A 15,841-nucleotide genomic window follows, 5' to 3' on the forward strand; every position below is an offset into this window, starting at 1 on the left:
GTCCGCTTCGCGGGTCGCCAATGGTGGCGCGCCGCTCAGCTCCAGGTCCGTTATACCTCCGGGTAGAGGGCGATGACTTCTGCAACGCGGCTCGCGCATCCACACTCTCTCTCGGCTGGGTCAGCCGTGGGCATCGAAGCCTGGAGAAGGCTTTCTTGTTTTCAAGCAATCAACGCTGGCTGCACGCATCCAGCGCTGCCTGCGGTTTCGGCAACGCAGTGCGGCCGTCGGTTGTGGTCGCTGTCGCAGCCAACAGGTGTGGGTCGGTTCGGTGGGCGGGGGGCATTCGTGGCCGGTAGGCATAACCCCTATCAGGCCCCCGTCTGTCAACACCCGTAGCTTCTCTGTGACGAGCTTCTGCGCTCGTCGCGTCCGGCTGGACGTTCTCGATCTTCATCGTCGCTGACTTGGCTTCGCGGTTCGGTGTTTCGCGACGTGTCGTCGCTGCACCCAACACCTATCGAGGCTCTTCGCGCGCCGTCTAGCGCGTGTCTGCGGGGTTGTCCCGCGGCGTCCCAGAAGCTCTTTCGTGCCCTCGTTCCGTCGTTCCGTCCGATCGATTCGTGGACCTCGAGGGATCCGTTGGTTGCGGGCTCGGAGGAGGGGCAGCGTCGGTGAAGGCGAAAAATGAAAGGGAGGAAGCGCCGGCGTCTCTTCAAGTCGGCAAGCTGTCCGATCTTGGGACGCCTAGACCGTTCGCGGGCTCGACTACTCCCAGGGCTCTGGGCCTCGTGCGGTCCTTTTGGAGCTCGGATCGAAAGCGACTCTCCTTAGACGATGAGCTCGCCGGCGCTCCTCCCGAATCGATCAAGCCTCGCGATAGAACCTCTCGGCGTCGAACGGCTGCTGACGCTTCTGCATGTGGAAGACAGCGCGACCGAGCTTGTGAGCGAGCACCGAGAGCGCTCTCGCCTTGCCGAATCTGGCGACGAGTCGCGAGTGAAGCTTCTGGGCGCGCGGGTTGTTGCGCAGCAGGAGAACGGCGGCTTCGGAGAAGGCCCACTTCAAGTGGACGTTGCCTTGCTTTCGCCCGCGCGAGCCGCCGAGCTTGCCGGCAGATTCGCTTCGCAGTGTCTGCCCCGCGCGATCGAGGACGCAGAGATACATCGTCCGCGCGTGGAGATCGATGCCGCAGCTGACGTCGTGAGTCCGGGAGTACAATCGCATGCAGTGCCTCCTTTGGAAGGGTTATTCGACATCCTCAAAGCTACCGCGTGGGTAGCCCCAAAGGAGGCCTGCATGAGCTTCAACTCGTTCGAGCGGACGCGTTGGGCGCCCGCGCCCCGCTTCGCGGGGCGTCAGTCCTGGCGCGCCGCTCAACTCGCGATCCGTTAGGCGACAGTCGCAACATTTGCGGTCACTACGCATCGGGGGTCGGAATGAGCGCAAAATTGCTCCTACTGTCTTTGGCGTTTTTGTTCGCCGCCAGGTCCTTAGCAGCGGAACCGGAGTCTGCTCCGCCTCCCTCTGCCGACCTCTCCGCAAACGAAGAAGCGGCCAACGTCCTAGCCGCAGAGGACGAGTACGTTGCCGCCGAGATCGACCGAGACGAGGCGGCACTTCGGCGGCTCGTCGATGAGCGCTTCGTTCTCAACTCCAGCAACGGCTTGACCACTGGAAGAGAAGAACTGATCCAATCCGTTCTCAAGCTGAACATGGTCGGGCAGACTCTTCGCGAGCGTGCCGTGTTGGTCGAAGGAGACGTTGCTCTTGTCTTCGGCACCTCCGACCTTCGTTTCCAGTCTCCCGGAGGTTCTGAACGAGTGTCGTCAATGCGGTACACGTCCACCTATGTCAAGCGTGAGGGTGAATGGCGCATGCTCGCGCTACAGATGCAGCCAAGAGCATCGAAGCACTCTCCTTGACCGCTGATGCTCAATTTTCCCAGGAACGAGAGTTCGAGATTCTCAGGGTTGATCGCTGGTGCGGCGCAGTGCCAGAGCGCCGCGAGGAACTCATTCTTGCCTGTCACTAAGCTTCGCAGGCAGTCGCCTAACCATTCGCTGCAGCCGACGCGCCTGTTGCGCCACGGCTCGCTTCGCTCGGTGAACGCTGTGGGGCGCGCGGCTGAGCTCATGATCCGTTAGGCGACCTTGTGAACGCTGAAGAGCAGGACTCAACTTCGCTTGAGTTCTTCTATGACCCTCAACTCCGAGGGCAAGCGCGGATGGCGATGTGGCTCTGCGCTGGCTTTGGCCCATTGGTTCTTTTCCTTGCGACGAAGAGCCCACCGAAGACCACGGGAGATTTCTGGATCTTTGCTGGGCTTCTCGGTGTAGCGATTCTCGGGTTCCCGCTCGCCCGCTGGCTGTATCGCCTTCTGTCCGTCAAGGTTGTTGTCTCCGAGTCCGGTATCTCGACTGTCCGAGGTGACAACACCGAGTCGTTTTTCACCTGGTCCGAGATTGCGCGCCTAAGTTACAGTCGATTCAACATGCGATTGGTCCTGCACTCCCAGTCGCGCGATAGGCGACTCGCAGTCGAGAAACAGGTCGTTGAGTACGAGCGTCTTCGCGACGTGGTCCTAAAGCGCACGGGTCTGCCAATTGAAGTACGCTGGTGGTAGGTCGCCTAACCAGTCGCTCGAGCAGACGCGTTGGGCGCGCTCGGCCCGCTTCGCGGTTCGCCAATGGTGGCGCGCCGCTAAGTTCCAGATCCGATAGGCGGCACTCGGATCAGTCAAGAATGCTCGACCGCTCGGAAAAGAGGAGCCGACGATGACCCCAAGTGCCGCTCGCGAGAATCAGGTTGAGGCGAACAAGGCAACCGTCCGGCGCATGCTGTCGGACCTGAGCAACAGGAATGTCGCGGGCTTCACGGAGGCGCTCGCCTCGGATTATGTCCGCCACTCCCAGGCGATGCCTCCAGAGCTTCAGGAGCTTCGCGGGAGGAATGTGATGCACGAGTGGTTGAGCTCGTGCTTCGTCACGTTCCCGGACTATCACGAAGAGGTCGAGTGGCTGGTCGGTGAGGGCGACTTCGTCGCATGGCGCTCGCGAGCTAGAGGCACACAGGCGGGGCCGTTTGGACCATTCCCGCCGACGCACAGGCAGATGGACCTTGTCATCATCGGCATGCACCGCTTCGACGATGGGCTGGTGGCGGAAACCTGGACCTCGTGGGACAACCTTGCGGCGTTGACGCAACTGGGCCATATGGGCGGCGAAACATAGCGGTGCGAGGAGCAATGGAACGAGGCGAGGCGCGCCCTGACGCCTGACCAGTCGTTCGAGCGGACGCGTTCGGCGCCAGCGCCCGGCTTCGCCGGCCCGCCAATTGTGGCGCGCCGCTCAGCTCCAGATCCGTTAGACGGCGCTTGACCCGTTCCTTATACTCTTCGAGTGAAGGTCCGAGAGCTCATCCGGCTTCTTGAAAGGGACGGGTGGGTCGTCGTGCGGACCAGGGGGAGTCACCGGCAGTTTCATCATTCTTCGAAGCGCGGAACTGTGACCGTGTCTGGTGGACTAGGCGTGGATGTTCCGACAGGGACCTTGCGCAGCGCATTGAAGCAAGCCGGCCTGATCGAGGAAAAGGAGTAGGCGAATGCAATACCTAGTCGTCATTGAGAAGGGTGACTCGAGTTTTGGAGCCTATGTTCCTGATCTCCCTGGCTGCATTGCTGCCGCCGAGACGGAGGACGAAGTTCGGGTCCTGATTCGTGAAGCGATCGAGCTTCACATTGAAGGTTTGAAAGAGGATGGTGCGCCAATCCCACTTCCCTCCTCCTCGGGCACACTCGTTGAAGTGGGCGCCGCCTAACACCTATCAGGCCCCCGTCTGTCAACACCCGTAGCTTCTCTGTGACGAGCTTCTGCGCTCGTCGCGTCCGGCGGGACGTTCTCGCTCTTCATCGTCGCTGACTTGGCTTCGCGGTTCGGTGTTTCGCGACGTGGCGTCGCTGCACCCAACACCTATCGAGGCTCGTCGCGCACCGTGAGGCGCGTGGCTGCGGGGTTTGCCCGCGGCGTCCCAGAAGCTCCTTCGTGCCCTCGTTCCGTCCGATCGATTCGTGGACCTCGAAGGATCCGTTGGTTGCGGGCTCGAAGGAGGGGCGGCGTCGTAAAAAGAACAAGAGAATGGGAAGGGGAAGAAGCGCCGGCGTCTTTTCAATTCGGCTAGCTTTCCGATCGTGGGACTCCTGGACCGTTCCGTCGGGTGATCCGGTCGACAGCTGTAGACTTCCCGGCATATGGCACCTCGATCGAAGGACTGGTCGGCTGTCCCGGGACGGTCGTGGGAATGGGCCGAGGGCTCGTCCACCAGCGGCGTTCACACCTGCGAAGGCAAGCTCGTGTGGTGGACACGCCCGGGAGGCGCAGGCGGCTACTTCGGCGAAGTAGCATCGGAGCAGAGCTTCGACGCGTTTCTCGAGGCGGGTCCTGCCGTCTTCGTTCCCGACGACGTTGCCCGCGAGCTGCGAGCCCTCCTCGAAGCATCCGAGTGACTTGGCGGGTACGCAAACGTTGTCTGCCTTGCCGTGCGCGACGCGTCCAACATCGACGCAGTCGAGAGCGCTGCCCGACGTCGGTTGGACCTCCGGCTTCACCCCTCGGGTGCATGCGGACGGATCGCCCAACCCCACTTTACAGCGGCGGATAGCCGGGCCTTCGGCCGGACCTTGCCGCGGAACTCCTGCGCCGCCAGGCGCCAACCCATCCCTTCAGCGAGGTGACGTGATGCGTACCCGGTGGTTCGGCCTCCTTGTCGCTTTGGCAGCAGCCAGTCCCACGCTGGCGCAAAGTCCGGCGCCGGCGCCGGCGAAGGCCCCACCGCAGGCAACCGCGATCCGCTCGACAGAGATCCTGGCGGAGGCGCAGCGCAACCCTGCCGGCGCCCTCGCGGACTCCGTGCTGCGGGTCGTTCCGATCGAGTCGAGCTACAACGTCGGAGTTTCGGTCGTCCGCCGCTCTCGGGTGGAGGGAAAGACGCCGCCGGATGCGATTGTGCATGACGCCATTACCGAGGTCTATCAGATCCTCGAAGGCAGGGGCGTGCTCGTCACCGGGGGGACGCTCGAAGCTCCCACCGCCTTCCCCCTCGACGGTCCGATTGTCCGTCAGATCATCGGACCGAGCGCCTTCGGCAAGGTGATTCTGGGCGGGACACGACAGGAGGTCGGGCCAGGAGACATTGTGGTCATCCCTCCGCACACCGCTCATGGCTTCGTCGAGATCACGACGGAGCAGATCCTCTACACGCTCATTCGGATCGATCCACAGCAGCTCCTCGAGTTGCGCAGCAAATCGAACTGACGGCCTCTCAGTCGCCGCCAGACAGTTCCTCCAGGCCGCTAGTCCAGATCGCTGAAGGTGCTAGCCTTTCCCATCGTCAGCGTCCTTCGGCGTTGTTGTGCGCCGGCTGGTCGACACCTCCGGCGCCATCCAGGACGATTGGATCGGCAGACCACTCGACCCATCATGCGAAACCGTGCTTTCTAGGGGCATCTTCAGATCATGAACGCCTCACAGCTGAACACTCAGTCTGCGGCCGAGCGACGGGCGGCGGAAGCCGCATTGCGTGCGCTGATCGCCAGGTTCGCTCCCGCGCAGGTAAGGCTCGTCGGCGCGCTGCGACGGTCTCTCCTCGAGCGACTGCCGACCGCCCATGAGCTGGTGTACGAATACCGCGACTGGATCGTCATCAGCTATTCGCCGAGCGAGCGCGGCTACGAGGGCGTGCTTGCGATCCGCGCGGACGCTGCGGGGGTGAAGCTGTACTTCAACAGTGGCAAGGGATTGCCGGATCCCGAGAAGCTGCTGCGGGGCTCCGGAACCCAGGCGCGGTGGGTTTCCGTGGAGAGCGCGTCCACCCTCGCCCGTCCGGCGATCGTGCGCCTGGTCGACGAGGCCCTCGCTCGCAGCGGCGTGCCGTTCCCGAGCACCGGCCGCGGGCCGATCGTCATCCGTTCGGCTTCGAAGAAGAAGGGTTGAATTGCCCGTTACCTCTCGAGGCCGGAGTTGTTCTTCCCGGCAAGGATGGCAACCATTGGAAGTCGCCGCCTCGTCTTTGCGAGTATTCTTGACAGGCAGCTCTTCTGGACGTTGGGGTCCAGCGAAGAGATCCAGCGGTCGCCTTCTGTGTCGGCGGCGTTGGATGGCATCGACCTCATGCAGGCAATCGTCCGCGCTGCACGCCGACTCTACGCTCCACGACTCAAAAGGAGCCCGCTCACAGGCGCAGCTCCGGTGAGGCTCTGCTGGGATGCGCCGGTGAGCTCGGGATCTGTTAGGCCGCTTTGGAGATCGCTGAATTGGAACTCGACAGTCATTTTCTCTGGTTCGTGCTCGCCGGCTTCGTCGCGCAACTGATCGATGGTGCGCTCGGAATGGCCTATGGAGTCTCGGCCTCGAGCCTGTTGATGTCCTTCGGACTTCCGCCTGCGGTGGTGAGTGCGACGGTACACGCGGCCGAGTGCTTCTCGACGGGAGCCTCCGCGATCTCGCACCGGGCTTTCGGAAACGTCAACACGGCGCTGTTCCGTCGCCTGCTCGTTCCCGCCGTCCTGGGTGCCGTGGTCGGCGCCTATTTGTTGGCGAGCTTTCCCGGCGAGGCGATGCGGCCCGTGATCGCGGTCTATCTTCTCGGCATGGGGGCGATCATCATCGTCAAGGCATTTCGGGAGTTTCCGCCGCGAACGGTGTCGACGCATCTGGCTCCTCTCGGATTCGTGGGTGCCTTCGTCGACGCTGTCGGTGGTGGCGGGTGGGGGCCCATCGTCGCGAGCACGCTCATCGCGCGCGGAAATGACGTGCGGAGCACGGTTGGAAGCGTGAATGCGGTGGAGTTCTTCGTCACCGTTGCGGCGTCCATCACGTTCCTGGCAACGATCGGCCTCAGCAACTGGTCCGTCATTCTGGCCCTGGCGCTGGGCGGCCTGCTGGCGGCTCCGCTGGGGGCCTGGGCGTGCCGACATGTTCCAGTCAAGCCCTTCATGGTCGGAGTCGGCGTCCTGGTCTGTCTCCTCAGCCTGCGTACACTGATTCAGTACGTCCGCGCGGCCTAGCCTCTGCTTTCGGCTGCGGATGCGAGCACTTCGCTATTCCATCCATGTCTCGTTGTTCCGGCTCGGGTCGAGTTGCGAACGGGACGGCATACGGGGGGAGACAAGAGCCATGAAGAGAAGCGGGCTGTTTCAAGGGGCTACCGTCGCGGCGCTTTTCTTTGCTGCCTGCGCGGCGCCGACGAGTGAATCGGTGGAGAATGCGAGCACCGAAGCGGCCGGGCCAGTCGCGCCGACGCCCACCGCGGAGGCGCTGCTCGCCCTCGAGAGGGAGGCGAACGAGGCCTATTTCAAGGGTGACGCGGCGTCTTTCGCGGGGCTGTTGAACGAACCGTTCGTCATGCTCGGGGCGGACGGCGCGCGCCTGGACAAGACGGCAACCACCGAGATGGTTGCCGGCGTCCGGTGCGATGTGGAAGACGGCTGGACGCTCGATGAGCCGCGACTTTCGAAGATCGATGCCGACATCTACGTGCTCAGCTACAGGAGCACGGTCGATGGCACCTGCACGCTCGATGGCAGGACCGAGAAGGCCCTGAGCTCCGTGCGGGCGGCGACCGTCTGGGTCCGGAGCGGCGAGACGTGGCGGGCAGCCTTTCACGGCGAGAACCCGATCTTCGATCCCCGAACCGGCGAAGCGCCCCCCGCCGAGACAGCGAAGAAGATGGAGGCGTCGAGCCAGGACGCCGGGGCCGCGCTGGAGGCGAGGCCGGGGGCTCCCGCCGCCGACCCTGCCACCGCCGCGATGGTGGCGATCGAAACCGCGGTCTGGGAGGGCTGGAAGGCGCGCGACGCCAAAGTCCTCGAAGAGCTGACGGCAGACGACCTTGCCTTCGTCGATATCTTCGGCAACGTCACGTCCGGCAAGGCCGAGACCCTCCGCTTCTGGACCGGGCATTCGTGCGAAGTGAAGAGCGTTCGCGTGGCCGACGGCGCGCGCACCTCCCTCTCTTCGACCGTGGCCATCCTGACCTTCAAGGGAATCCTCGAAGGCACATGCGGCGGCCAGAAGTTTCCCCTGATCCACGGGACATCGGTCTACACGAAGGACGGTGATGCCTGGAGGCTCGCGTTCACGCTGAATCATCTGGTGCGGCGGCAGGGCTGAGCGCTGCTCAGAGCGGGAGGAGCCCCAGGCCGACGGGCGACTCCCTGGCGACGAAGGCGCGGAAAGCGCGCTGGCGGGCCTCGATTTCGGCGGCGAGCGACACGAAGTCGGGGAGCTCGTGGAGCGTCGCGAGGGCAGCGTCCTTGCGCATCCAGGGGGCGTCCCAGTAGCCGAGGTTCGCGGCCTTGCGGATCCACTCGAGAGCGGCGGGGGCGTCGCCCAGCAGGGCGTGCACTTTGGCGATCCAGTAGGTGAACGTGCCGTCAGCGGCCGCGCCGGGCTCGGCGGTGACGAGCAGTTCGCGCGCCCGGGCCCGCGCCGTGCCGCCGATGCCACCGATGCCACCGATGCCGCCGATACCGCCAGCGTCGGTGGGGTCGCCGGGCTCGGTGGCCAGGACGAAGGCGAGGACGCCCTGGGCGATCGGATCGGCGGGGTCGAGCGCGTAGGCCTGCTCGATCCAGCGGCGCGCCTCGGCGTGATCGCCGGCGTACCAGGCGGCGATGCCACGCCAGTAGTTGTAGTGCGCGAACTTCGGCCGCCGGGCGACCAGCGCCGACGCCTCGGCGCGGGCCTCGTCGAGGCGGCCCTCGTAGATCAGCACCGAGAGCCGGCGGATCGAATAGGCGAAGCGGTCGTCGAGCGCCGCCGCGCGCTGCTGCGCGGCGAGCGACGCCGCCCAGAGCCCCGCGTTCTTGAACAGGTAGGACAGACCGTCCCAGGCGGCGGCGTGTGCCGGGGAGCGCTCGACAGCGCGCGCGAAGTCGAGGAAAGCGCGTTCGTTCTCGCCGCGTTCGAGGTGGATGAGGCCGAGGACCGTGCGCGCCTCGATCGAGCCGGGCTCGAGGACCAGCGCCTCGGAGACCGCCTGCTCGGCGCGCGCATAGAGCTCGACGTCGCCCGCGAACTCGGCGGTCTCGGCGTCGTGGCGGCCCAGCCGCACCAGGAGTGCGGCGCGCTGCGCCACCGACGCCTCGGGCGGGAGCTTCGCCGCGAGCTCGAGCGCCTTGGCGAGGAGCGGCCGCGCGTCGCGCGGGTTGCGCGCCGCGGCGAGCTCGGCGGCGGCCAGGGTGTGCTCGATGGCGCGCGGAAGATCGCGGCCCAACTCGAAGTGCAGCGCCAGGGCGACGCGCACCGTCTCCAGCCGGCCGGCGTGGAGAGCCACCAGCGCCTCGGCGGTCAGCAGGTGCTTCGCGGCCCGGCGCTTCGGTGCCAGGGTGTCGTAGAAGGCGTGCTGATAGAGCGAATGCACGAAGCGGTAGCGCTGGCTCGAATGGCCGCCGGCGAGCTCGAGATCGCCGATCGGCTCGACCAGGCGATGGGCAGCCTGGAGCGTCCGCAAGCGCTCTTCGATCTCCATTTCGTCGCGCTCGGTGAGACGCGCCACGACGGCGGCGGTGAACTCGAGGCCTTCGACGCTCGCCACGGAGAGCATCCGGCGGTCGGCGTCGTCGAGCCGGTCGACCTTGTCGCGGATGAGCGCCACGATCCCTTCCGGGACGATCCTGTCCATCGAGTCGAGCGAGCGCGCGAGCACCACGCGGTCGCCGTCGCGGGCGACCGCCCCCGACTGCAGGAGGTGGTTGAGGACGTTCAGGAGAAAGAGCGGGTTGCCCTCGGTGCGGCGCAGCGCGAACTCCACGAGCTCTCTTGGCGGCGGCGCTCCGAGCTCGCGTTCGAGGAAGGCCGCGACCTCGCTGCCGGCGAACGGCGCCGGGGAGATCTCGCTCCAGGGGAGGTTGCCGCGGCCGAGACTGGCGAGCGCGGCGCGCAGCGGGTGGCGCTGGGACTCGATGTCGGCCGGGCGGTAGGTTCCGACCAGCATCAGCTTCAGGTTCTCCAGCCGCGGCGCGAGATAGACCAGCAGCTCGACGCTCGCCGGATCGGCCCACTGCAGGTCTTCGAGCAGCAGGACCAGCGGGCGGGGATCGCCAGCGGGGCCCGCGGCGCCGGCGCCCCCGCTACCTGCGATCGCCGCGACGAAGGCCGCGAACTCGCGGGGCATGCGGTCGCGCGAACGCATGCCGGCGAGCGCCTCGCCCGCTACGGCGTCGGTTTCGGTCGCGAGGCCCGGGAAATGCACCGCCCAGGTCGGCGCGAGCTCGAGGAGCCGCGGCGCGAGCCACGCGCGCTCGCCGCCGGCGAGGAGATTCCCGAGAGCATCGAGGAAGGGGGAGTAGGCCTCCGCCGAACCGAAATGCTCCGGCGAACGCCCGAGCGCGAGCAGGGCCCGCGGGGCGGTCATCCGCGCCCGGCGCAGAAAGGCGTGCGCCAGGGTCGATTTGCCGGCTCCGGGCTCGCCGGCGATGGTGACGAGCTGCCCGCTGCCGGCGGCGGCCATCTCCAGGAGCTCGGTGAGCCACGCGAGCTCCTCGCCGCGCCCGATCGGCTCGGGCGGAGCGCCGCTCGAACGGTCGCGCACCGCGCGCCGCAAGCGCGCCGCGGCGCCGGACTGGGCGACGGGAGTCGCCGCCGCAGCGACGAACGGCACCGGGTTCTCGTCCGTCTGCTCCTCGCACGCCCGCTCGAGTCCGGCGAGAAACTCTCCGGCGGAGGGCGGGCGCGCGTCGGGATTCTTGGCGAGCGCCCGCATCACGGCGAGCGACAGCGCCCGGCCGAGCCGCGGCGCGACCGTGTGCGGCGGCCGCGGCTCCTCGGTGAGATGGGCGAGGAGGACCTCCTGCGCCGTGCCGCGGCGGAACGGCACCTCGCCGGTGAGCAGGGTGTAGGCGATGACGCCGAGGCTGTAGATGTCGCTCGCCGTGCCGGCCGGTCGCCCCTGGCACTGTTCGGGACTCATGAAGAACGGTGAGCCGATGGCGTGGCCGCCGGTGAGCCCGGGGTCTTCGCTGTCGAGCATCCGGGCCAGGCCGAAGTCGGCGACCTTGGCGACCCCGCCGTTGAAGAGGATGTTGCCGGGTTTCAGGTCGCGATGGACGATCCCCTGGCGGTGTGCCGCGTCGACCGCCGCGGCGATGCCGCCGAGCAGGTGGACGACCTCGGCGGCGGGCAACGCGCCGCGGTCGGCGATGCGCTCGGAGAGCGCACCGCCCTCGCAGAACTCCATCGCGAGGTAAGGCTCGCCCTCTTCGGTGCGGCCGAAGTCGAAGACCGTGACGACGTGCGGGTGCACCAGGGCGCCGGCGGCACGGGCCTCGCGGCGAAAGCGCGCGAAGGCGACCGGCGAGGGAAAGAGCTCCGAGAGCAGGACCTTGATCGCGACCGGCCGGTCCATCTCCTCGTGCAGCGCCCGATAGACGACGCCGGCACCCCCCTCACCGACGCGCTCGAGGACCCGGTAGCGGCGGTCGAGAAGGCCTCCCAGTCGCGGCTCGCTCGCACTCAAGACGACTCCCCCCTCAGGGTCCCTCCCAGCCTGAAAATGAGTCGCGAGCGTAACACGAGGCCGCGCAGCGAAGCCCCCCGCAAGGGGCGGATGAAGCGCGCCGGAACCCTCTAGAATGAGGTTGCGATGATCCAGGGGAAGCGCGTCTGCGTCGTGATGCCGGCCTACAACGCCGCGGCGACCCTGGAGCCGACCTGGGCCGAGATCGACCGCACGGTGGTCGATCGCATCCTGCTGGTGGACGACGCCTCGGCCGACGACACCGTCGCGGTGGCCAGGAAGCTCGGAATCGAAACCCACCTGCATCCGCAGAACCGGGGCTACGGCGGCAACCAGAAGAGCTGCTACGCCGCGGCGCTCGCCGGACCCGAAGAGATCATCATCATGCTCCATCCCGACTACCAGTACACGCCGCGTCTGGTGCCGGCGATGGCGGCGATGATCGCCTACGGCGAGTACGACATCGTGCTCGGCTCGCGCATCCTCGGCAACGGCGCCCTCGCCGGTGGCATGCCGCTCTACAAGTACGTCGCGAACCGCGCCCTCACCCTGGTCGAGAACCTCCTCCTCGGCCAGAAGCTCTCGGAGTACCACACGGGGCTGCGGGCCTTCCGGCGCGAGGTGCTGGAGGCGCTCCCCCTGGAACGCAACTCCGACGATTTCGTCTTCGACAACGAGATCCTCGTGCAGGCGTTCGCGGCGCGCTTCCGCGTCGGCGAGCTCTCCTGCCCCACGAAGTACTTTCCCGAAGCGTCGACGATCCACTTCGCGCCCTCGGTACGTTACGGCTTCGGCGTGCTGCGCGCGGCGTTCGCCGGCTTCCTGGCCCGGGCCGGACTCTTCCGCGCGGGCTTCCTGCCCTCGCCGCAGGCATCTGGCGCGCCGGGCGCCGGGGCGAACCCGCGTCGATGAGCGCCGTCGTCGATGTCATCGTGGTGGGCGGCGGGCCGGTCGGGCTCGCGGCGGCGATCGCGGCGCGCGCCCACGGACTCTCGGTGCGGCTGGTCGATCGCCAGCGGCCGCCGATCGACAAGGCCTGCGGCGAAGGGCTGATGCCGGCCGGGGTGCAGGCACTCGCAGCGCTCGGGGTGCGCATGCCGGAACGCTCGATGCCGTTCCGGGGGATCCGCTACCTTTCGGATGGCGTCGTGGCCGAGGCCGACTTTCCCGGCGCGGTGTCGGGCGGCGCCGGCCGCGGCATCCGGCGGACCGAGCTCCACGCCGCCATGGTCGAGCGCGCCGCCGAGGTCGGGGTCGAGCTCGTCTGGGGGAGCCGTGTCGAGTCCGCCCGGGCCGGGCAAGTGCGCACTGCGACGGCCAGCTGGCCCTGCCGCTTCGTGGTCGGCGCCGACGGGCTGCGCTCGGGGCTCCGCCGCGCGGCGGGTCTCGAGGTTGCCAAAGAGGGGACCGGCGCCGCCGCATGGGATCCCAGGGCGCGCTTCGGCGTCACGCGCCACCTGCGCCTTGCGCCGGCATTGGAAATGGAACGGGTCGAGGTCGTCTTCGGCGCCGCCGCCGAGGCGTACCTCACGCCGCTCGCCCCCGACGAGATCGGCGTCGCGATCCTCTGGAGCGGCGGCAAAGGCGGCTTCGACGAGCTCCTGACGACACGCTTCCCTCCCGGGCTCGCCGAGCGGCTCGCCGGAGGCACCGCTCTCGGCCGGGATCACGGCGCGGGGCCCTTCCGCCAGCGGACGCGCGGCGCCGTCGCCGGCGGCGGACGGATCGCACTGGTCGGCGACGCCGCGGGTTACGTCGATGCGTTGACCGGTGAGGGGCTGTCGCTCGGCTTCGAGTCAGCGCTCCTGCTTGGCGAAGCCCTGGCGGCGGACGACCTCACGCACTACGCGCGGCGCCTTCCCCGACTCATCGCGCTGCCTTCCGGCCTCACCCGACTCCTGCTCGCGATCGCGCGGCGCCCCTGGCTGCGCCGCCGGCTGGTCGCCGCGCTCGCCGCCGACCCGGTCCTGTTCGGAAACTTCCTCGGCCTGCTCGGCGCCCGGCGCCCGCTGCGCGAGCTCCTCGTCGGCCGCGCGCTGCGGCTCTGCGGTCGCCTCGCCCGCCCTCTGCCGGCGGGCCTCGCGCCGGGCCGCGCGACGCCAGCATGAACGCCTTCGTCGCCGCCGTCCTCGCCCGCCGCCGGACGGTGCAGGGCCTCTTCGCCCTGCTCGTCGTCGCCATGCTGCCGGGCCTCGCGCGGCTCGAAACCGACAACTCGGCGGCGGTCTTCTTTCTCGCCGGCTCGGGCGAGGTGGCCCGCTACGACGCGTTCGTCGAGCGCTTCGGTTCCGATACCGGCCTGCGCATCGTGGTTTCCGGGGAGGGGCTCTTCTCCTCCGAGGGGCTCGCCTTCCTCGCCCGCCTCGAGGAGGAGTCGGCGCGGCTCGACGGCGTGCGCAACGTGACCGGCCCGGTCGGCCACCACCGGATGCGTCTGCCCGCGTTTCCGCCCGCGGATCCGCGGACGTTTCGCGACCTGCTGCTCGGGAATCCGCTGGATCGTGCGGCCGGGTTCGTCAGTGCGACCGGCGAAGAGGTGTCGATCCTGCTCGAGCTCGAGCGCCATCTGGGCGCCCGGCAGGAGGGGCTGCTCAGCGAGCTCGAGCGCCGGATCGCCGCGCCGCCCGCCGGCGTCGTCGTGACGATGGTCGGCGAAGCGATGTTCCAGCGCGCCCTGAACGCCTCGGGGCGCGAGGTCGAACGCGTCTACTTTCCGCTCCTGCTGGCGCTCGCTGCGCTCCTCCTCGCGGCCACCTTTCGCGAGGCCGGGGCGGTCGTGCTGCCGCTCGCGTTCGTCGCCACGGTCGAGATCGTGGTGCTTGGCGCGATGGGCTACGCCGGCGTCAAGCTCAATCTCGTCGTCGCCATCCTGCCGCCCATCCTCTTCGTCATCGCCCTCGCCTCTGCCGTGCATCTGATGCTGCGCTGCCGCGATATCGAGGCTTCCCAGGGTCCGGATGGCGAGAGCGCGATCGCCGCGACGCTCGCCACCTATCGCGACAAGGGTCGGGCGCTCTTCTGGACCACGGTCTCGACGCTCGCCGGCTTCGCCTCGCTCGCGGTGACGCCGGTGGCGCCGATCCGCACGCTCGGCCTCTGGGCAGGGCTCGGCCTCGCCTTCTCCGGCGCGGCGGCGTTCACGCTGCTGCCGTGTCTGCTTGCCCGCACGATGGCGCGCCGCGCCGCCCTGCCCGAGCGCGCCTTCGAGCTGCGTCTGCAGAGCCTCGGGCGCCGGGTGACCGAGCTCGCCGCCGATCACCGCGCCTGGGTACTGGCGATCTACGCCGGGCTGGCGCTCGTCGCAGCCGCCGGCTTGCCGCGCCTGTCGGTGGCGAGCAACGCCCTGCACTATCTCGCTCCGGAGCACCCCGTGCGGGCCGGCATCGAGAGCGTCGAGCGCCGCGGCATCGGGCTCTCGGCGCTCGAGCTCGTCGTGACCGGCGGGGCGGGGGAGTTTCTCGCCGAGCGCCCGCTCGCCGCGCTCGCCGAGCTTGGCCGGGCACTCCGCCAGATTCCGGGCGTACTCTCGGTCGTGGGGGCGACCGATCTGCTCGACGACGTCGCGAGCTCGAGCCCGCTCGCCCGCGCGTTCCAGCCGGAAGAGCTCCGCGAGAGGATCCTGCCGCTGGTGCGCGCCGACACGACCGGCAGCCGCGCTCTCGGGCGCTTTCTCGCCGTCGACGGCAGCGAAACGCGCCTGACGCTGTTCGTGCCGACCGAAGGCTTCACGCGCGTCGATCCGCTGGCAGCGCGGGCGCTCGCGGTCGCGCGGCAGGCGCTGCCGGGCGCGGCCATCGAGCTCACCGGCCAGTACCCTCTGCTGCTCGCGATGCAGCGCTATCTCCTCTCGACGCTGGCGCTGTCGCTGCTGCTGACGCTGCCGGTGCTGGCGATCACCTTCTACATTCTGCTGCGCGACGCCAAGGGCACCTTCTACGCCCTGGTGCCGAACCTCTGGCCGGTGCTGGTGATTCTCGGCGGCATGGGTTGGTTCGGCGTGCCGCTCGACATCGCGACGGTGATGGTCGCCTCGATCACCCTCGGCCTGGTGGTGGACGACACGATCCACACCCTGGCGCACTACCGCGAGCTGCGCGCCGAGCTCGGGGAGCGCGGCGCGGTCGCCGACCGGATGGAGAAGACCGCGCCGGCCTACCTGTTGACCGGCGTCATCCTCGCCAGCGGCTTCGGGGTCTGCGCGCTCTCCGGCTTCGCACCGACGGCGCGTTTCGGCCTGCTCTCGGCGATCGCCATCATGATCGCCGTGCTCGCCGACTTCACGCTGGTGCCGGCGCTCTTCGGACGCAGCGACATGAGCCGTTCGGTAGTTGGATCGCAGGGCCAGGAGCCGCGCGCGGATTGAGCCGCAGCTCCGGCCGCCAGGGCT

General features: G+C 68.1%; 13 protein-coding genes and 1 pseudogene. 12 read left to right on the forward strand and 2 right to left on the reverse strand.

Features of this window, described 5'->3' with window-relative positions:
- Positions 1–807: 807 nt before the first annotated feature.
- On the reverse strand, positions 808–1,167 hold the full coding sequence (locus tag KBI44_14990) for a hypothetical protein (protein ID MBP9145787.1): 360 nt from the start codon (positions 1,165–1,167) through the stop codon (positions 808–810).
- A gap of 212 nt (positions 1,168–1,379) precedes the next feature.
- On the opposite strand from KBI44_14990, the gene KBI44_14995 reads away from it, so the two are divergent.
- The 9 genes from KBI44_14995 (at position 1,380) to KBI44_15035 (ending at position 8,108) form a co-directional block, all read left to right on the forward strand.
- Positions 1,380–1,865, forward strand: coding sequence for a nuclear transport factor 2 family protein (locus tag KBI44_14995; GenBank protein MBP9145788.1), 486 nt, complete (start codon positions 1,380–1,382; stop codon positions 1,863–1,865).
- Positions 1,866–2,717: 852 nt separating this feature from the next.
- Positions 2,718–3,173, forward strand: coding sequence for an ester cyclase (locus KBI44_15000; GenBank protein MBP9145789.1), 456 nt, complete (start codon positions 2,718–2,720; stop codon positions 3,171–3,173).
- A gap of 168 nt (positions 3,174–3,341) precedes the next feature.
- Positions 3,342–3,539, forward strand: coding sequence for a type II toxin-antitoxin system HicA family toxin (locus tag KBI44_15005; GenBank protein MBP9145790.1), 198 nt, complete (start codon positions 3,342–3,344; stop codon positions 3,537–3,539).
- 4 nt (positions 3,540–3,543) lie between these two features.
- Complete coding sequence (locus KBI44_15010) at positions 3,544–3,759, forward strand: type II toxin-antitoxin system HicB family antitoxin (protein ID MBP9145791.1); 216 nt, start codon at positions 3,544–3,546, stop codon at positions 3,757–3,759.
- A 430-nt stretch (positions 3,760–4,189) separates the two neighbouring features.
- Positions 4,190–4,444 carry a hypothetical protein gene (locus tag KBI44_15015; GenBank protein MBP9145792.1) on the forward strand — a complete coding sequence of 85 codons (255 nt, stop codon included), beginning with the start codon at positions 4,190–4,192 and terminating at the stop codon, positions 4,442–4,444.
- A 232-nt stretch (positions 4,445–4,676) separates the two neighbouring features.
- A complete protein-coding gene (locus tag KBI44_15020) occupies positions 4,677–5,252 on the forward strand; it encodes an AraC family ligand binding domain-containing protein (protein ID MBP9145793.1) in 576 nt (191 codons plus the stop codon).
- A gap of 201 nt (positions 5,253–5,453) precedes the next feature.
- Positions 5,454–5,930, forward strand: a complete 477-nt coding sequence (locus tag KBI44_15025; protein ID MBP9145794.1) for a hypothetical protein — start codon at positions 5,454–5,456, stop codon at positions 5,928–5,930.
- A 395-nt stretch (positions 5,931–6,325) separates the two neighbouring features.
- On the forward strand, positions 6,326–7,003 hold the full coding sequence (locus KBI44_15030) for a sulfite exporter TauE/SafE family protein (GenBank protein ID MBP9145795.1): 678 nt from the start codon (positions 6,326–6,328) through the stop codon (positions 7,001–7,003).
- A gap of 109 nt (positions 7,004–7,112) precedes the next feature.
- Positions 7,113–8,108 carry a nuclear transport factor 2 family protein gene (locus tag KBI44_15035; GenBank protein ID MBP9145796.1) on the forward strand — a complete coding sequence of 332 codons (996 nt, stop codon included), beginning with the start codon at positions 7,113–7,115 and terminating at the stop codon, positions 8,106–8,108.
- Positions 8,109–8,115: 7 nt separating this feature from the next.
- Here the strand turns inward: KBI44_15035 and KBI44_15040 are convergent, their stop codons facing one another.
- Entirely contained in the window at positions 8,116–11,454 is a 3,339-nt protein-coding gene (locus KBI44_15040) for a protein kinase (protein ID MBP9145797.1), read from the reverse strand.
- Between the two features lie 126 nt (positions 11,455–11,580).
- Here KBI44_15040 and KBI44_15045 point away from each other — a divergent pair, with 126 nt between their 5' ends.
- From KBI44_15045 to KBI44_15055, 3 genes and pseudogenes are all read left to right on the forward strand, one after another.
- Entirely contained in the window at positions 11,581–12,366 is a 786-nt protein-coding gene (locus KBI44_15045; protein MBP9145798.1) for a glycosyltransferase family 2 protein, read from the forward strand.
- Positions 12,363–13,427, forward strand: a pseudogene (locus tag KBI44_15050) (FAD-dependent monooxygenase). Before KBI44_15045 ends, KBI44_15050 begins: the two are co-directional and overlap by 4 nt.
- 131 nt (positions 13,428–13,558) lie before the next feature.
- A complete protein-coding gene (locus KBI44_15055) occupies positions 13,559–15,817 on the forward strand; it encodes an MMPL family transporter (protein ID MBP9145799.1) in 2,259 nt (752 codons plus the stop codon).
- Positions 15,818–15,841 lie beyond the last annotated feature (24 nt).

Source organism: Thermoanaerobaculia bacterium, from assembly GCA_018057705.1.
In the GTDB taxonomy this organism is placed as follows: Bacteria; Acidobacteriota; Thermoanaerobaculia; order Multivoradales; family JAGPDF01; genus JAGPDF01.

Bases quoted from the DNA above. Each gene is read 5' to 3' on its own strand.
- KBI44_14995 (MBP9145788.1), top strand. From the start codon at position 1,380: ATGAGCGCAAAATTGCTCCTACTGTCTTTGGCGTTTTTGTTCGCCGCC.
- KBI44_15055 (MBP9145799.1), top strand. From the start codon at position 13,559: ATGAACGCCTTCGTCGCCGCCGTCCTCGCCCGCCGCCGGACGGTGCAG.
- KBI44_15010 (MBP9145791.1), top strand. From the start codon at position 3,544: ATGCAATACCTAGTCGTCATTGAGAAGGGTGACTCGAGTTTTGGAGCC.
- KBI44_15035 (MBP9145796.1), top strand. From the start codon at position 7,113: ATGAAGAGAAGCGGGCTGTTTCAAGGGGCTACCGTCGCGGCGCTTTTC.
- KBI44_15030 (MBP9145795.1), top strand. From the start codon at position 6,326: ATGGCCTATGGAGTCTCGGCCTCGAGCCTGTTGATGTCCTTCGGACTT.
- KBI44_15045 (MBP9145798.1), top strand. From the start codon at position 11,581: ATGATCCAGGGGAAGCGCGTCTGCGTCGTGATGCCGGCCTACAACGCC.
- KBI44_15015 (MBP9145792.1), top strand. From the start codon at position 4,190: ATGGCACCTCGATCGAAGGACTGGTCGGCTGTCCCGGGACGGTCGTGG.
- KBI44_15000 (MBP9145789.1), top strand. From the start codon at position 2,718: ATGACCCCAAGTGCCGCTCGCGAGAATCAGGTTGAGGCGAACAAGGCA.
- KBI44_15025 (MBP9145794.1), top strand. From the start codon at position 5,454: ATGAACGCCTCACAGCTGAACACTCAGTCTGCGGCCGAGCGACGGGCG.
- KBI44_14990 (MBP9145787.1), bottom strand. From the start codon at position 1,167: ATGCGATTGTACTCCCGGACTCACGACGTCAGCTGCGGCATCGATCTC.
- KBI44_15020 (MBP9145793.1), top strand. From the start codon at position 4,677: ATGCGTACCCGGTGGTTCGGCCTCCTTGTCGCTTTGGCAGCAGCCAGT.